The organism is Mesorhizobium sp. WSM4832 (assembly GCF_055811115.1).
This window is the reverse complement of record NZ_JBVVQH010000017.1, coordinates 98405-114455: the sequence shown is the minus strand read 5'-3', so window position 1 is coordinate 114455 and position 16051 is coordinate 98405. Positions and strand designations below refer to the sequence as shown.

Annotated in this window: 12 protein-coding genes; 8 read left to right on the top strand and 4 right to left on the bottom strand. The window is 65.0% G+C overall.

All coding sequences use genetic code 11. From position 1 onward, the window contains the following. Positions 1 to 148: 148 nt before the first annotated feature. The 3 genes from AC0L2L_RS23135 to AC0L2L_RS23125 are packed head-to-tail and all read left to right on the top strand — an operon-like array spanning position 149 to position 3035. Complete coding sequence (locus tag AC0L2L_RS23135; RefSeq protein ID WP_473581444.1) at positions 149 to 1321, top strand: glycosyltransferase; 1173 nt, start codon at positions 149 to 151, stop codon at positions 1319 to 1321. Beyond that, the gene (locus AC0L2L_RS23130; protein ID WP_473581442.1) at positions 1318 to 2112 is read left to right on the top strand and encodes a WecB/TagA/CpsF family glycosyltransferase; all 795 of its coding nucleotides are present in this window, start codon (positions 1318 to 1320) and stop codon (positions 2110 to 2112) included. The genes AC0L2L_RS23135 and AC0L2L_RS23130 overlap by 4 nt, the downstream gene beginning before the upstream one ends. Beyond that, positions 2109 to 3035, top strand: a complete 927-nt coding sequence (locus AC0L2L_RS23125) for a DUF6492 family protein (protein ID WP_473581441.1) — start codon at positions 2109 to 2111, stop codon at positions 3033 to 3035. Before AC0L2L_RS23130 ends, AC0L2L_RS23125 begins: the two co-directional genes overlap by 4 nt. A 1-nt stretch (position 3036) precedes the next feature. On the opposite strand, the gene AC0L2L_RS23120 is transcribed toward AC0L2L_RS23125, so the two are convergent. Continuing rightward, positions 3037 to 4332, bottom strand: coding sequence for a lipopolysaccharide biosynthesis protein (locus AC0L2L_RS23120; protein ID WP_473581440.1), 1296 nt, complete (start codon positions 4330 to 4332; stop codon positions 3037 to 3039). A gap of 200 nt (positions 4333 to 4532) precedes the next feature. On the opposite strand from AC0L2L_RS23120, the gene AC0L2L_RS23115 reads away from it, so the two are divergent. From AC0L2L_RS23115 to AC0L2L_RS23100, 4 genes are all read left to right on the top strand, one after another. Next, complete coding sequence (locus AC0L2L_RS23115; protein ID WP_473581438.1) at positions 4533 to 6977, top strand: GumC family protein; 2445 nt, start codon at positions 4533 to 4535, stop codon at positions 6975 to 6977. A gap of 196 nt (positions 6978 to 7173) precedes the next feature. Beyond that, positions 7174 to 8073 (top strand): bifunctional methylenetetrahydrofolate dehydrogenase/methenyltetrahydrofolate cyclohydrolase FolD, encoded by a 900-nt coding sequence (gene folD / locus AC0L2L_RS23110; protein ID WP_473581436.1) that lies wholly within the window; start codon positions 7174 to 7176, stop codon positions 8071 to 8073. 18 nt (positions 8074 to 8091) lie between these two features. Beyond that, complete coding sequence (locus AC0L2L_RS23105; RefSeq protein ID WP_036259221.1) at positions 8092 to 9090, top strand: GlxA family transcriptional regulator; 999 nt, start codon at positions 8092 to 8094, stop codon at positions 9088 to 9090. 88 nt (positions 9091 to 9178) lie between these two features. Then, on the top strand, positions 9179 to 10840 hold the full coding sequence (locus AC0L2L_RS23100; RefSeq protein ID WP_473581434.1) for a vWA domain-containing protein: 1662 nt from the start codon (positions 9179 to 9181) through the stop codon (positions 10838 to 10840). A gap of 71 nt (positions 10841 to 10911) precedes the next feature. Here AC0L2L_RS23100 and edd read toward each other — a convergent pair whose 3' ends face one another. The 3 genes from edd to zwf are packed head-to-tail and all read right to left on the bottom strand — an operon-like array spanning position 10912 to position 14963. Further along, the gene (gene edd / locus AC0L2L_RS23095; RefSeq protein ID WP_473581432.1) at positions 10912 to 12735 is read right to left on the bottom strand and encodes a phosphogluconate dehydratase; all 1824 of its coding nucleotides are present in this window, start codon (positions 12733 to 12735) and stop codon (positions 10912 to 10914) included. Between the two features lie 60 nt (positions 12736 to 12795). Continuing rightward, positions 12796 to 13512: a 6-phosphogluconolactonase gene (gene pgl / locus AC0L2L_RS23090; RefSeq protein WP_473581430.1), complete on the bottom strand. Its 717-nt coding sequence runs from the start codon at positions 13510 to 13512 to the stop codon at positions 12796 to 12798. Continuing rightward, on the bottom strand, positions 13494 to 14963 hold the full coding sequence (gene zwf / locus AC0L2L_RS23085) for a glucose-6-phosphate dehydrogenase (RefSeq protein WP_473581428.1): 1470 nt from the start codon (positions 14961 to 14963) through the stop codon (positions 13494 to 13496). Before zwf ends, pgl begins: the two co-directional genes overlap by 19 nt. A 259-nt stretch (positions 14964 to 15222) precedes the next feature. Here zwf and AC0L2L_RS23080 point away from each other — a divergent pair, with 259 nt between their 5' ends. Then, the gene (locus tag AC0L2L_RS23080) at positions 15223 to 15969 is read left to right on the top strand and encodes an SDR family oxidoreductase (protein ID WP_473581533.1); all 747 of its coding nucleotides are present in this window, start codon (positions 15223 to 15225) and stop codon (positions 15967 to 15969) included. Positions 15970 to 16051: the final 82 nt, after the last annotated feature.

Genomic DNA, 16051 nt, shown 5'->3' with positions numbered 1-16051 from the left:
TTGAGCCTCGATAGCACCGCGGTGATAACGTTTCGTTAATCACCTTCTCGCCCGTCTGTCGGAAAAGCCGGGTCTTCGGCCTTTGACAGTGCCATTTAATCAAGGCTTCACCGCGTTTTGCTACCGGCTGCACCTATGGATAGGTGAGATGCATCTGCTGTTCGCCACATCGATCGTGCCCGATGGCGCTCTCGCCTCGGGCTACGAGATTGCCAACGCCGCGATCATCGATGCGCTGCGGCGCGCCGGCGCGCGCGTGACGGTGATCGGCTTCATCTGGCCGGGAAAGGTCCCGTCCGATCCGCAAGCCACTATCGTGCTCGACGCCGTCGAGGTCCGCACCGAAAGCGCTTCGGCCTTGCGGAAGCTTGCCTGGCTCGGCAAGGCGGTTTTCTCCGGCCTTACCTTCTCCTCGGTCAAGCTGCGCGTCGTTTCCGAGACCCAAGTCCGCGCCGCCATCGAGCGCGCCGGTCCCTTCGACGGCTATATCCTGAATTCGGTGCAATTCGCCGGTGCTTTCGAAAAAGTGCTCGCCGACCGTCCATTCGTCTTCGTCGCGCATAATGTCGAGCACCGTTCGGCCGAGGAAAATGCCGCCGCGGCCGGCGGTGCGGTTCAGCGCTGGATGTTCCGCCGCGAGGCGAGGCTCCTCAAAATCATGGAAGAGCGCCTCTGCGGCGCCGCACGCTTTGTCTTCACGCTGGCCGAGGAAGATCGCGCCGCGCTTGGCGTCGCCTCCGACAGACGCTCGGCCGTGCTGCCGCTGGTGACCCGCGCGCAGGCGCCCATAGGCAAGGCGCGGCGCCACATCGATTGCGACGCCGCGCTGATCGGCACCTGGACCTGGCAGCCGAACCGCATCGGGCTCGACTGGTTCCTGACCAAGGTGGTGCCGCATCTGAAACCGGATTTCCGCGTCAGGATCGCGGGCAACATGCCTTCCGGTATCACCTCGGCGCATCCCGGCGTCTCCTTCGTCGGCAGGGTTCGGGACGCCCAGGCCTTCGTGCGCGGCGCCGCCGTCATCCCCTTGATCAGCACCGCCGGCAGCGGTGTCCAGCTGAAGACCATCGAGACTTTCGAGCTCGGCTTGCCGTCCGTCGCCACCAACCGCTCGCTGCGCGGCATCGGCTATCGTCCCGACAATTGCGTGGTGACCGACGATCCGGTTGCTTTCGCAGCCGCTCTCCAGGCGGCCGCTGCCAATGTCCGCGACGTAGATGGCAGCGCCTTCCATCGCCGCCAGCTCAACGCGCTCGACACCGCTATCGGGCTTGGTCTTGAGAAGCTGGGCGCCGTCAGACAGGAGGCCGCCGCATGAATATGCACACCGCACGCGCCGCCTTCGGTTTCGATACGCTCAAGACCATTCTGGGCATTCCGGTGCTCGCCTTACGTTGGGATGAGGCCATTTCCTTGCTGACAAGGCTGATCGACGAGCGTCGCTTCACCAAGGTGAGTTTCCTCAACGCCCACAATGCCAACCTGGCCTGCACCGATCAGGTTTTTGCCGAAGCGCTGGACGATTTCCTGATCCTGCCGGACGGCGTTGGCGTCGACATGGCGGCAAAGTTGCTTTACGGCGAGCCTTTCCCCAGCAATCTCAATGGCACCGATTTCATTCCGGCCTTCCTGCAGGCGTCGTCGCACCCGCTGACCGTAGCGCTGCTCGGCACGACCCGCGCCAATGCCGAAGCCGCATGCGCGAAGCTTTCGACGCTCGCCGTGCAGCACAAATTCGTCGTCGTCCATGACGGTTTCTTCTCGGCCGCCGAGGAGCCGGCGATCCTTGAGCGCATCGCCAGGCTGCGGCCGGACATATTGCTCGTCGCCATGGGCGTGCCGCGCCAGGAATTGTGGATCGAGCGCCACATCGACAGCCGCCATTGCACACTGCCGGTCGCCGTCGGCGCGCTGCTCGATTTCATGAGTGGCTCGGTGCCGCGCGCGCCGCTATGGCTGCGCCGGCTGCGGCTGGAATGGCTGTTCCGCCTATGGATCGAACCCGGCCGCTTGTGGCGCCGCTATATCGTCGGTAATCCGCTGTTCCTGTGGCGCGTCGTCAAGCAGAAGCTGTCGCTCGGGCCGCCGCCAGCGGAGGCGCGCCGGTGAACAGCCGCTTCGTGCCAGGCCCCTCCACTGCAATCGAACCGCTGCCGTGCGCGCCTTCAGCCGCAATCGTCACCGCGAGCTACGCGCCCGATTTCGAACGCTGCCGGCTTTTATGCGAAACCATCGACCGCCACGTCACCGGCATGGCGCATCACTACATCCTGACCGAGCATCGCGACGTCGCGCTGTTTCGCCAGCTGGAAGGCAACCGCCGCAGTGTCGTCGACGAGCGGGACCTGTTGCCGCGCTGGCTGCGCGTGTTCGACGATCCGCTGAGCGGTTTTCGCCGTCGCATCTGGCTGAGCCTGAAAACACAGCCGCTGCGCGGATGGCATGTGCAGCAGCTGCGCCGCATCGCCATTGCCGGCCAAGCCGAGGAAGACGTGCTGGTCTTCTGCGATTCCGATGTCGCCTTCCTGAAACCGTTCGACACCGGCGCCTTCTGGCGCGACGGCAAGGTGCGGCTGTTTAGGCGCGACGGCGTGCTGTCTCGCGATGGTCATGACGAGCATCGCATCTGGTCGCGCAATGCCGGCGCCGCGCTCGGCATCGATCCTGCCAATGCGTCGAGCCACGACTACATCTCGACGCTGATCGCCTGGCGCCGCGAGACGGTCAACGCGATGTGCGAGCGCATCGAGACGGTGCATGGCCGCGACTGGGTCAGCGTCGTCGGCTCGGCGCGCCAGTTCTCCGAATGCATGATCTATGGCCGCTATGTCGACGACGCGCTTGCAGGCGCCGGCCATTTCCACGCCTCGGAGGAATTCTGCCGCGTCCACTGGAACGGTGAAGCGCTGTCGGATGAAGAATTCCGCCGCTTCGTCGACGCCATGGCGCCGCAACAGGTGGCGATCGGCATGCAGTCCTTCATCGGCACCGATATCGGCCGCATCCGCCGCCTCATTGGGCTCGACCGCTAGATCAAATCGCTTTGGCCGACCGGCGCATCGCTGAGTAGGTCAGCAGCATCGAGGCGAGATAAAGCAGCAGGAATACGATGTTAAGCGACAGCACCAGATTGGCCGTATCGGGGATCGACGTCAGCACATAGGTCAAAAGCACGGCCTTCAAGCCGGCAAGCAGGCCGAGATTGATCGCCCGCACCGCCGTCTGGCCGCGCGCGAACAGAAGCTCGGCCTGGTATTCGACGAGGTTGCGCAGGCCCGGCACGCAGACCGCGAGTGCGACCAGCGGCGCTGCCTCGGCGACATTCTTGCCGAGAGCATTCGGGAAGAAGTGCAGCACGATGCCGAGCGACACGAGCGCCAGCGTCGAGACCAGGAACACGCCGCCTTCGATGCCGCTCTTGACCGCCAGCCGCGACAGAAGCTCGGGCGCCCGCATCATGCGCTGCACCAGCATCATCGAGAAGGTGCGGATCGGGATGGCGGTGAGATCGACCAGCCGCATGATGATGGCGTAGATGCCGGCGAGATGCGGTCCGCCGATCGCCAGCACCAGGAGCTTGTCGAACTCCATCTGCAGATAGAACAGCACTTCGGATCCCGCGACATAGATGGAATCGGCGAGCCGCCGGAAATAAAGCGCGCTGCGCAGCCTCAGCCGCTGGCGCGGATAGAAGAAGGCGAAGGCGACGACGAGCGAGGCGGCATTAGCGCCGATGTAGAATAGCGACCAGACATCGATGGTGTGCTGCGCAGCGAACATGAACAGCACCGCGCCGGCCGCGCGCAACGCCGTCGCCAGGATTGCCAGCACCGCGGCGCGGCCGAATTTGCCAAGCCCGTTATTGACGATCAGCACCACTTCGACCGGCCGCCACAAAAGCGCCTCGGCGAAGACGACCGCGGCGTAGGCCGACAGCGGCACGGTGCCGGAAAAGAAGATCAGGTAGACGACGTAGGATGCGGCGGCCAGCAACGGCAGCGACAAGACGCCGAGAAGCAGGAAGCCGGCGGTGAAGGTGCCGATCAGGTTGGGGCGGATCGTGGCGGTGCGGTAGAGCGCCGAGATGAAGCCGAAGGCGAGGATGCGCGACAGCATGATGCCGGCGGCCGAGGCGGTCGCGAACATGCCGAACTCGGCGATCGAAAGCGTGTTGGCCAAAGCGATGAAATAGGCCAGCGAGAACACCAGCCGGCCGCCGGCGCCACTGATCGCGGAGAAATAGTCGAGCACCAGTTTCCGGCGGGTGGCCACGAAGTGGCCGATCCGCGCGAACGTCCGCCTTTGCGGTATGTCGCTGGCCTGGGTCATATCCGGGGCGATACATAGGCTGGAAAGTTTAACGCGGCGTTCTGGCGCCCTCCTCGGCGACGCTGAAATGCCGCGTGCAAGGCGAGAAACTGTGCCCGCCGAGGCGCAAGATTAACCTTTTGTTTCCTATGCCTGTTTAGCGTGGCTTAACGATTGGCCGATCCGCCGCGCCGAAGCCACCAAAGGTAAGTTCCAGGACAATGGTCGACAGGGATAACCGTGATGACTGGAGGCGCGAGCGTTCACTGCTCGCGCTCGGCCAGGCCATGCGCGGCGAGGACAACACGGTTTCGATCGGCGACCGGGCCGACTCTTCATGGCGCCAGGACGCCGCCGCGCGCCACCGCGCCGCGCGTTCCGAGCGCGAAGGGAAGTTGAATCCGCAGCCCGCCGAGGCTGGCGAATTCGGCCGCAATCGGGCCCGACTGAATTCGGATCCCGTCGAAACCGAAGATGACTTGGCTGGAAGGGATCGGCCATCTTCGTCAGGGCAGGGCTATGAGGCCGCGGCGGCGAGCCATCGGCCGCAAGCCACCCCCGAACCTCACTATACAAGCCGGCCATCCGCCGGCGACGGCTCCCAGGAGTGGAAACCGCTGATCGATCCGATGCAGGTCATTCACGGCGTCACCCGTTCCAAGGCGCTGATCCTGTCGACGACGATCCTTGGCGCGGCCCTTGGCGTCGCTATCGCGCTGTCGACGCCGAAGAAATATGAGGCCACCACCGAGGTCATCGTTGACCCGCGCGACCTCAAGCTTAGCGATCGCGACCTGACGCAGAACGTGATCGCCTCGGATGCGACGCTCGCCATCGTCGAGAACCAGGCCCGCATCCTGACCTCGGGCAGGGTCCTCAACAAGGTCGTCACGGACCTCAACCTCACCAACGACCCTGAATTCAACGGCCAGGGATCAGGCGGCATCGGCCTGATGTCGATGCTCCGCTCGATCCTGTCGCGGCAGGATGCGCAGGGTCCTGCCGACGAGGCGCGCCGGCGCGCGCTGGCGGTCGGCAACCTGGCCGAGAGCCTGGACGTCGAGCGCGGCGGCAAGACCTTCGTCGTCTCGATTACCGCCACGACCCAGAGCCCCGACAAGTCGGCACTGATCGCCAACACCATGAGGACGGCGTTTCAGCAGATATCCAGCGAAATCCAATCGAACACGGCGGGCCGCGCCACCGACGAGCTCACGGCAAGGCTCGACGAGTTGCGCAAGGGCGTCGAGATGGCCGAGCGCAAGGTGGAGGATTTCAGGGCCACGCATGACCTTGTGGATGCCCAGGGTCATCTGATCAGCGACGACCAGATGCTGAAGCTCAACGAGCAGCTTTCCGTCGCCCGTGCCCGCACGCTGGAGCTCAACGCACGCGCCGCCTCGGCACGCTCGCTGAATATCAATTCGGTCCTTAGCGGCACCCTGCCCGAGGAAATCAACTCCAACATGATGAGCGAGCTGCGCTCGCAATATGCGGCCCTCAGGCAAGAGGCGGACCGCGCCGCGATCAAATTCGGCCCGCGCCATCCCGAGATCGAGGCGCTCAACGCCCAGCTTGCCGGCGCGCGCGAACGCATCAGCGCCGAACTGCAACGCATCGCTTCCTCGCTGCAGGTCGACCTGAAGCGCTCCGTCCAGCTTGAGCAGGACCTGTCCTCGCGCCTGGCGCAGGCCAAGGTGCAGAGCGGCGACGTCAACAGCAATCTGGTTTCGCTGCGCGAGCTCGAGCGCGAGGCCGCCGCCAAGCGTTCCGTCTACGAACAGTTCCTGCTGCGCGCCAAGGAAACCGGCGAGCAGAGGGACATCAACACCGCCAACATCAGCGTCATTTCGGACGCCCATGCGCCGCTGCAAGCCAAGGGCCCGTCCCGTGCGGTGACAGCGGTGGCCGGCCTGTTCGCCGGCCTGTTCGCCGGCATCGGCCTCGGCGTGCTGCGCGGCATCCTTGCCAGCCTGCGCGAAACGGCCGACATCCACTCGCGCCGCAGGGTCGATGAGCGTGCACCCGCGATGGAGAACAATTCCAAGCGGGCCGCGCCGCCGCCGGCACCGCCGCCACTCGTTACGCCGCCGGTCGCTCCACCGCCGGCTCCGTCTTTCACGCCGCCTCCAGCTCGGTCATTCACGCCGCCGCCTGCCGCGTCTTTCACACCGCCGCCTGCCTCGCCTCCACCCCCTCCACCGGTGTCGGCGGCTGCGCCGGCTCCGGCCCGGTCCGGCGCACCACCGACACCGGACAACGACGCCGGAAGGCTAGGACTTTTCGGCTCGCTGGCCTCGGCCGTTCGCTATTTCGTGCGGCGCGCGCCGGCTGAAACGGTCGATATGGACTCTGTCCCGCCTGAAAGCGCCTGGCGCGCGCCCAGCCGGGAAGAACGCTATCCCCGGGCTGAGACATCGACGCGGGAGAACTTCCAGCCGCGATACGACCAGGGCTATTCCTATCGGCCCGACCATACGCGGACCGATCCCTACGAGGATCATTCTCCCGAATCCTATCATCCGCAGTCGCCGACCGCCGGTGAGGCTCACCAGCAGTCCGCCGATCAGCAGGGCCAAATCGACGAGATCCGCGCCAGCCTGCGCGAATTCCGCGAGGCGGTGCGTGAGCTGACCGAAAGCCGCGCTAGCCGCCGCTATTTTTAAACCGTCCAGCGTTCGATAAAAGCGGCCGGTTTCGGGTTTACGGCATCCGACGACGCTTTGGCGGGATTGCCTTGTCGAATTTTCGTGACAATGCCGCGCTGCATTTCAGCCGCCGGCGTCTCGCTTTGGCGAATCGACATGCCGGATAGAGGAATGGGGCCGTGCGTCGATGCGGCCTCGAAACGGAGAGTTCGTGATGACCGAAGTGATCGACGGAAAGCGTGTCGCCGAGGATGTGGTTTTAAAGGTCAAGGCGTTGACGTCGGAGCTCTCGGCCAGGGGCGCCACCAAGCCCGGCCTGGCGGTGGTCATCGTCGGCGAGGATCCCGCAAGCCAGGTCTATGTCGCGTCGAAATCGCGCACCGCCAAGGAATGCGGCTTCCATTCGCTCCAGCACACCCTGCCGGCCGACACCACCGAGGAACAACTGCTGAAGATCATCGGCGACCTCAACGCCGATGCGTCGATCCACGGCATCCTCGTGCAACTGCCGCTTCCAGGCCACATCGACGCCGGCACGGTCATCCAGACGATCGCGCCGGAAAAGGATGTCGACGGCTTCCACTTCATCAATGTCGGCAAGCTCGGCACCGGCGAGCTCGAGACTGCGTTCGTGCCCTGCACGCCGGCCGGCTCCATGCTTTTGATCGAGCGCGTGCGCGGCAAGGACCTGTCCGGCCTCAACGCCGTCGTCGTCGGCCGCTCCAACATCGTCGGCAAGCCGATGGCCAATCTGCTGCTCGCCGCCAACTGCACGGTCACCATCGCCCACAGCCGCACCAAGGACCTGCCGGCCTTGGCTCGCACCGCCGATATCCTGGTCGCCGCCGTCGGCCGTCCGGAGATGGTCAAGGGCGACTGGGTGAAGCCCGGCGCCACCGTCATCGACGTCGGCATCAACCGCATTCCAGCGCCCGAGAAAGGCGAAGGCAAGTCGCGGCTGGTCGGCGACGTCGCCTATGCCGAGGCAGCCAAGGCCGCCGGCTCTATCACGCCGGTCCCCGGCGGCGTCGGGCCGATGACCATTGCCATGCTGATGGCGAACACTGTAGCTTCCGCCTACCTCGCGGCCGGGTTGAAGCGGCCGTCCTTCTGATTTGAGAAAGCCTTGGCATTGCCGAACCTGACTGTTCCCGTTGAACGGCCGATCACGAACGATCCCGTTCAGGGCGGCCGTCAGTTCGGCTTCCTGCTGGTCGACAAGTTCTCGATGTTCTCGCTGGCCGCGGCGATCGACTGCTTCCGCTCGGCGAACCGCCTGCTCGGCCGCGATTTCTATGGCTGGACGACGATATCGGCGGATGGCGACGCGGTCATGGCCTCGAACGGCCTGCCGCTCAAGATCGACTATTCCGTCGCCGACATGCCGCCGGTCGACATCCTGTTCGTCTCGGTCGGGCTGACCACCGAATTCCCGGGCAAGAGCAAGGTTCTGGCCGCGCTGCGCAGCTGGGGCCGGCGCGGCAACGCGCTTGGCGCGCTGTCGGTCGGCTCCTATTTGCTGGCCGAAGCCGGACAGCTCGACGGCTATCGCTGCACCATCCATTGGGAAAACCGCGCCGGCTTCATGGAGCGCTTCCCTGACATCACCTGCACCGGCAATGTCTTCGAGATCGACCGCAAGCGCTACACCTGCGCCGGCGGCACCACCTCGATCGACCTGATGCTGGAGATCGTGCGCGGCGATTTCGGCTCCAACCTTGCCAATGGCGTCGCCAACCAGTTCCAGCACGAGCGCATCCGCTCGGCCGGCGACCGCCAGCGCGTCGGGCCCGAGCGCGACCTCACCGGCAAGTCGGAGAAGCTGAGGCGCATCGTCGAACTGATGGCCGACCATCTCGACGAGCCGCTGTCGGCGGTGCAGCTCGCCAAGTCGGCGGGCCTTTCGGTGCGCCAGGTCGAGCGCTTGTTCCTGCGCCACCTCAGCGTGACGCCTGGCCGCTACTACATGCGGCTGAGGCTGGAACGGGCGCGCGAATTGCTGCGCCAGACCAACATGCCGATCCTCGACGTGGCGATCGCCACCGGCTTCACCTCGCATTCTTATTTCGCGCAGAGCTACCGGCTGCAGTTCGGCCGCCCGCCATCGGAAGAGCGGCGCACCACCTACTGAGTGGTTTGCCTGGCCGGCGGACTTGTTTCCAAGGCTTGCCTCAAATAGCTTTCCGAACGCGGACGAGGGTTGCTCTCAGGAGATTTTCATGGCGGGACTGATACGGAGCGTTGCTGCGGCGGCCTTCCTTTTGTCGATGACCGGTTTCGGCTTTGCCGCCAACAAGGTCATCATCATCCTCGATGCGTCCGGCTCGATGTGGGCCCAGATCGATAGCAAGCCGAAGCTGGAGATCGCGCGTGAATCGCTGCGCACGGTGCTGCAGTCCGTGCCGGCCGACGACGAGATCGGCTTCATGGCCTATGGCCATCGCACCAAGGGCAGTTGCAACGACATCGAGTTGATCGTGCCGCCGCAGGCCGGCTCCGCCAGCGCCATTTCGGCAGCGGCCGACAGCATGAAATTCCTCGGCAAGACGCCGCTGACGGCCGCCGTCAAGCAGGCCGCCGAAGCGCTGAAATACACCGAGGAAAAGGCAACGGTGGTGCTGATCACCGATGGCTTGGAGACCTGCGGCGGCGATCCTTGCGCGCTCGGCAAGGAACTGAAGGAAACCGGCGTCGATTTCACCGCCGATGTCGTCGGCTTCGGCTTGACCGCCGACGAAGGCAAGCAGATCGCCTGTCTCGCCGAAAACACTGGCGGCAAATACATCCAGGCGTCCGACGAGAAGGCGCTTCAAGAAGCTCTGGTCGAAACCGTCGCGGCACCGGCCTCTGCGCCGGCTCCCGAACCGGCACCGGCTCCCGCGCCTGCTCCCGAACCCGCCAAGGCTGAATTCAATTTCATGCCGAGCGTGGTCATGGCCGAGGGCGGCGATCAGATCACCGACGGCAATGCCTGGGAGATATACAAGGCCGCGGCCGACGGCTCGCGCGGCGATCAGGTCACCACCGAGTATGGCGAGCTGAAGACCAACCTCGAACCGGGCGACTATGTCGTCGTCGCGCGCGACGACGAGGCAAGCAGCGAGCAGAAGATCAAGGTCGAGGCCGGCCAGGTCTACAAGCCGCTGTTCACGCTTAACGGCGGCACGCTGGTGATCCATCCGCATGCGAGCCAGGGCTCCGAGATCAGCGGCGAGGCCCGCGTCGACTTTGCCTATCCCGGCGGCAGCACCACCCACTATGGCGACGCCAAGGTCATCGTGCCGGCGGGCGAGCAGAAGGTCACCGTGCAGATAGGCGCCGGCACCGCGTCCGAGACCGTCCAGCTTGCCGCCGGGCAGACCGTCGAGAAAGACGTCGTCGTCGGCGTCGGCCACGCCGTGCTCAACGCCTACTACACTGCCGGCGGCGACATGGCCGACAATTCCGGCATCGGCTTCGAGATCCTCAAGGCGAAGAAGAAGATCGACGGCTCACGCGAAAGTGTCGAGCATTCCTACGGTCCGGACAGCAAGTTCTGGCTGCCGCCGGATGATTATGTCGCGCTCACGACGCTCGATCTCGCCGTCGTCGAGCATCCCTTCAGCATCAAGGCGGGCGACAGCCAGGACGTGAAGGTGGCGCTCGACGCCGGCGTGCTGGCGATGTCGGCGCCCGGCGCTTACTCGATCGAAGTTTTCTCGTCGAAGAAGGACATCGAGGGCAAGCGCAAGTCGCTCGGACTGACCTACGGCGACAGCTGGCAGCAGACGGTTCCGGCCGGCGACTATGTCGTGGTGCGCCACATGTCGGCTGAAGGCCAAGAAAAGGAAGTGCCGGTGACGATCAAGGCCGGCGGGCGGACGGAGATCACCGTTCAGTAGGCATCGCAGTCTGCGAACGAAAAAGGGCGGCAGCCGGCCGCCCTTTTTCTTGAGGCGCGTTGGCGAAGAAGTCAGGCGATTCCGAACGCGGCGGCGCCATGGTCGGCGCGGCCGACCAGTTGCCGGAAGCCGGCGAACAACTCGCGGCCGAAGCCGAATTCGTTGCCGATGAGATCGGCGTCCGCCGTGCGGCGCAGCGCTAATTCCGTGCCCTCCACCAGCACTTCGAGCGTGCCGGCATCGGCGTCGAGCCGGATGATGTCGCCGTCATGGATCCTGGCGAGCGGTCCGTCCTCGACCGCTTCCGGCGTCACATGGATCGCCGCCGGCACCTTGCCGGAGGCGCCGGACATGCGCCCGTCCGTCACCAGCGCGACGCGCTGCCCGCGATCCTGCAGGATGCCGAGCACCGTGGTCAGCTTGTGCAGTTCCGGCATGCCGTTGGCCTTCGGTCCCTGGAACCGGATGACGGCGATGAAATCGCCGGTCAGCGTGCCGGCCTTGAAGGCATCGTTCAGCGCCTGCTGGCTGTCGAACACCCTTGCCGGCGCCTCGATGACGCGGCGCTCCGGCTTTACCGCCGAGGTCTTGATCACGGCGTGGCCGAGATTGCCGCTGAGCACTTTGAGCCCGCCCGTCGCCTGGAACGCTTTCCTGGCTGGCGCCAAAACCTTCTCGTCGCCGCTCTGCAGAGGTGCTGCTTCGCGCACCACGCTGCCGTCCTCGCCAAGTCTCGCCTCGACCGCGTAGGGCCGCAGGCCTTCGCCCCACACCGTCTGGACGTCCTCGTGCAACAGCCCTTCGTCGAGCAGCTCGCGGACCAGGAAGCCGAGCCCGCCGGCGGCATGGAAATGGTTCACGTCGGCAAGCCCGTTCGGGTAGACGCGCGCGAGCAGCGGCACGGCCTCCGACAGGTCCGAAATATCCTGCCAGGTAAGCGCGATGCCGGCGGCTGCCGCCATCGCGATCAGGTGGATGGTGTGGTTGGTCGAGCCGCCGGTGGCATGCAGGCCGACGACGCCGTTGACGATCGAGCGCTCGTCGATCATGCGCCCGACCGGCGTATAGGCATTGCCGAGCGCGGTGATCGCCAGCGCCCGCTTCGCCGCTTCCCTGGTCAGCGCGTCGCGCAACGGCGTGCCCGGATTGACGAAGGAGGCGCCCGGCGTGTGCAGGCCCATGATCTCCATCAGCATCTGGTTGGAATTGGCGGTGCCGTAGAAGGTGCAGGTGCCCGGGCCGTGATAGGATTTGGATTCGGCCTCCAGCAGTTCGGCCCGCCCCACCTTGCCCTCGGCATAGAGCTGGCGAATCTTGGCCTTCTCGTCGTTCGGGATGCCCGTGGTCATCGGTCCCGCCGGAATGAAGACAGCAGGTAAATGCCCGAAGGTAAGCGCGGCGATCACCAGCCCCGGCACGATCTTGTCGCAGACGCCCAGAAACACGGTCGCGTCGAACATGTTGTGCGACAGGCCGATCGCCGCCGCCATGGCGATCACGTCGCGCGAGAACAGCGACAGTTCCATGCCGGGCTGGCCTTGCGTGACGCCGTCGCACATCGCCGGCACGCCGCCGGCGACCTGCGCGATGCCGCCGGCCTCACGCGCCGCTTCCTTGATCAGCGCCGGAAATGTCTCGAAGGGCTGATGCGCCGACAGCATGTCGTTGTAGGAGGTGATGATGCCGAGGTTCGGCACGCGGTCGCCGCCGAGCGCGATCTTTTCGGATGGGCTGCACACGGCAAAGCCATGGGCGAGGTTGCCGCAACTCAGCACCGCGCGGTTGGCGGTGCGGCTGGAAGCCTCCGCAATGCGGCCGAGATAGGCTTCACGGCCGGCTTTCGAACGTTGGCGGATGCGTTCCGTGATGGCTTCGATATCGCGTCTGGCTGTCATGGTCCGTCCTTTCAAACCCGGCAACGTCCTCCCAACGCCGTCGGGGCCATCATGTTGCAATCAGGGTGCCCAGAACACCTCTATCGGTCTTGGCGCCGCTTCGATAACTCTGCGGATGGGCTTTTTCGCACCTGGGCCCATCGCCCCGTCAAAGGCAGCGCGCTTGTCCTCGCCTTCGATATGCAGCGCCACGAAGCCGGCGGCGACGATGCGCGCCATCGACAATGTGAGCCGCGGCTCGCCGCCGCTCGCTGCGTGCACCGGCAGCACGATCCGATGCGAGGCCGGGTCGAGCAATTCTTCGAGGTTGCCGGCATCGGGAAAGAACGAGGCCGTATGGCCGTCGCCGCCCATGCCGAGGATAACCACGTCGAGCGGCCAAGGCAGCGAGCGCAGGGCTTCGCTGTCCATTGCCGCAGCGTCCTCGATTGTTGCCGCCTCATGATAAAGCGGCACGAAGCGCGCCGCTGCGGCCTCGTTCTGGAGCAGGTTCGCCGCCACCAGCCCGGCATTCGAGCGCGGCGAGGACGGCGGCACGAAGCGCTCGTCGACCAGCGTCACGGTGACCTTGTCCCAGGCGATCGGAGTGGTCGACAGCACGGCGAACAACTTCGCCGGCGTGGTGCCGCCGGACACCGCGAGCAACGCGGTGCCGCGTTCCGCGATGGCGCCGGTCAGCCGGTCGGCAATCTCTCCGGCAAGCGCCGTTGCCAGGTCCTGGCGATCGGCAAAGCCGTTCCAGTTGTAGCGGGCCTCGCTCAATTGCTCTCGTGCCATGTCCGTCCGTCACGTTCGATCAGCGCGATGGAGGCCGACGGTCCCCAGGTTCCGGCCGTATAGCCCTGCGCTTCCTGCCTGGCGCTCTCCCAGGCGTTCTGGATCGGGTCGATCCATTTCCATGCCGCCTCGACTTCGTCACGGCGCATGAACAGCGTCTGGTTGCCGCGCACCACATCCATGATCAGCCGCTCATAGGCGTCCGGCGCACGCCCGTCGAAGGACTGCGCGAAGCTCATGTCGAGCGAGATCTGGCGCAGCCGCATGCCGCCCGGTCCCGGATCCTTGATCATGATGTACTGCTTGACGCCTTCGTCGGGCTGCAGCCTGATCACCAGCTGGTTGGCGAAGATCGGTCCGGCGCTCTCGCCGAAGATCGAATAGGGGATCGGCTTGAACTCGATGACGATTTCCGAGACGCGTGTGGCGAGCCGCTTGCCGGTCCTGAGGTAGAACGGAACGCCTGCCCAGCGCCAGTTGCCGATCTCGGCCCTGATGGCGACGAAGGTCTCGGTGTCGCTGCCCTTGCCGAGCTCGTCGACATAGCCCTTGACCGGGCCACCCGCCGAGGCGCCGGCCCGATACTGGCCGCGCACCGTATGCTTGGGCGCCTCGTTGCCGTTGATGCGCTTCAGCGCCCGCAGCACCTTCAGCTTCTCGTCGCGAACGGCGTCGGCGTCCATCGAGGACGGCGTTTCCATGGCGACCAGGCAAAGCAGCTGCAGCATGTGGTTCTGCACCATGTCGCGCAGCGCGCCGGCCTTGTCGTAATAGGTGACGCGGTCTTCGAGGCCGACGGTCTCGGCGACTGTGATCTGCACATGGTCGATCTGCGCCGAATTCCACAGCGGCTCGTAGAGCGCGTTGGCAAAGCGCAGCGCCATCAGGTTCTGCACCGTTTCCTTGCCGAGATAGTGGTCGATGCGGAAGATCTGGCCTTCGTCGAAATCGTCGCCGACCGCGTCGTTGAGCGCACGCGCCGAGGCAAGGTCGCGGCCGATCGGCTTTTCCAGCACGATGCGCGAATTCGGCGTGATCAGCTTATGCTGCTTGAGCTGGTGCGAAATGTCGCCGAACAGCGCCGGCGCCACCGCGAGGTAGAACGCGCGGATGCTGTCGCTGTCGCCGATCGCCCCTTTGAGCTTGTCGAAGCCGGCGCCGGTCGTTCCGTCGGCCGAGATGTAGGAGAGCCGCGCCAGAAAAGTTTCCAGCTCCTTCTGGTCGATATCGGCCGGCTTCACATGGTCGGATATTGCCTGCCTGGCAAAGGCCTGGAACTCGGCGTCGCTCATCTTCGCGCGCGATGTTCCGATGATGCGCGTCGGCTCGGAAAACTGATGATCGCGCTGGCGATGATAGAGCGACGGCAGGAGCTTGCGTTCCGACAAGTCGCCGGTGCCGCCAAAGATGATGAAGTCGAAGGGATCGACGGGGATGATCTGGCTGGTCATGGTCAGTCCGATTTTGATGCCGGTGCGGGCAGCGTGGTTGGTATATTCTAATCGATTTAAATTTTCCAGTGCCATGGTGTCACATGTGAGGACCAATCACTTGCTATTGCGTCGGTCCACCTGTTTCCCCGACACTCGCGCCGCCGGCAGGCTTGTCGGCAAGCCATGGCTTCCGGAGGTGTTCGCGACCGCAGCATAGAACGCGAATGTGACGAAAGCTAAGGGAGATAACTGTCGAAATCCAATGAGCGGGAAAACCATGCGTCTGGAAAACAAGGTCGCCATCATCACAGGTGCCGCGTCGGGCTTCGGCGAGGGCATGGCGAAACGCTTTGCCGAAGAGGGCGCGCGCGTGGTCGTCGCCGATCTCAACGCCAAGGGCGCCGAGCGGGTGGCCGAAGAGATCGGCGACAACGCCATCTGGACCCAGACCGACGTCTCCCTGCGCTCCGAGATCGACGAGATGATCCATGCCGCCAGGAGCGCCTTCGGACGCATCGATATCATGGTCAACAATGCCGGCTTCACCCACCGCAACGGCGATATGCTCGGCGTCGATGAGGAAACCTTCGACCTGATCGCCGCCGTCAACATGAAGGCGATCTATCATGCGGCCCTCGCAGTCGTGCCGATCATGGACCGGCAGGGAGGCGGCGTCATCCTGACCACGGCCTCGACGGCCGGACTGCGGCCGCGACCGGGCCTGACCTGGTACAACGCCTCCAAGGGTTGGGCGATCACCGCCACCAAGTCGATGGCCGTCGAGCTTGCGCCCAAGAACATCCGCGTCAACTGCCTCTGCCCGGTCGCCGGCGAGACCGGCATGCTGGAGAAATTCATGGGCGCCGACACGCCGGAGATCCGCGAGAAATTCCGCGCCTCGATCCCGCTCGGCCGGCTCTCGACGCCGCTCGATATCGCCAACGCGGCACTCTGGCTGGCCTCGGATGAAGCCGCCTTCATCACCGGCGTGGCGCTGGAGGTCGACGGCGGGCGCTGCATCTAAGGCTGCGGTTTACCGCACCGCTTCTCCGGGAACTGCTCCGAGGCCCCGTTTCCAAGCACGCCAATGCCCGTTTGACTTGGGA

Excerpts from the sequence above, each read along its gene's own strand:
- AC0L2L_RS23135 (WP_473581444.1), top strand. The coding sequence starts at position 149 with ATGCATCTGCTGTTCGCCACATCGATCGTGCCCGATGGCGCTCTCGCC.
- AC0L2L_RS23130 (WP_473581442.1), top strand. The coding sequence starts at position 1,318 with ATGAATATGCACACCGCACGCGCCGCCTTCGGTTTCGATACGCTCAAG.
- AC0L2L_RS23120 (WP_473581440.1), bottom strand. The coding sequence starts at position 4,332 with ATGACCCAGGCCAGCGACATACCGCAAAGGCGGACGTTCGCGCGGATC.
- AC0L2L_RS23115 (WP_473581438.1), top strand. The coding sequence starts at position 4,533 with ATGGTCGACAGGGATAACCGTGATGACTGGAGGCGCGAGCGTTCACTG.
- folD (WP_473581436.1), top strand. The coding sequence starts at position 7,174 with ATGACCGAAGTGATCGACGGAAAGCGTGTCGCCGAGGATGTGGTTTTA.
- AC0L2L_RS23100 (WP_473581434.1), top strand. The coding sequence starts at position 9,179 with ATGGCGGGACTGATACGGAGCGTTGCTGCGGCGGCCTTCCTTTTGTCG.
- edd (WP_473581432.1), bottom strand. The coding sequence starts at position 12,735 with ATGACAGCCAGACGCGATATCGAAGCCATCACGGAACGCATCCGCCAA.
- pgl (WP_473581430.1), bottom strand. The coding sequence starts at position 13,512 with ATGGCACGAGAGCAATTGAGCGAGGCCCGCTACAACTGGAACGGCTTT.
- zwf (WP_473581428.1), bottom strand. The coding sequence starts at position 14,963 with ATGACCAGCCAGATCATCCCCGTCGATCCCTTCGACTTCATCATCTTT.
- AC0L2L_RS23080 (WP_473581533.1), top strand. The coding sequence starts at position 15,223 with ATGCGTCTGGAAAACAAGGTCGCCATCATCACAGGTGCCGCGTCGGGC.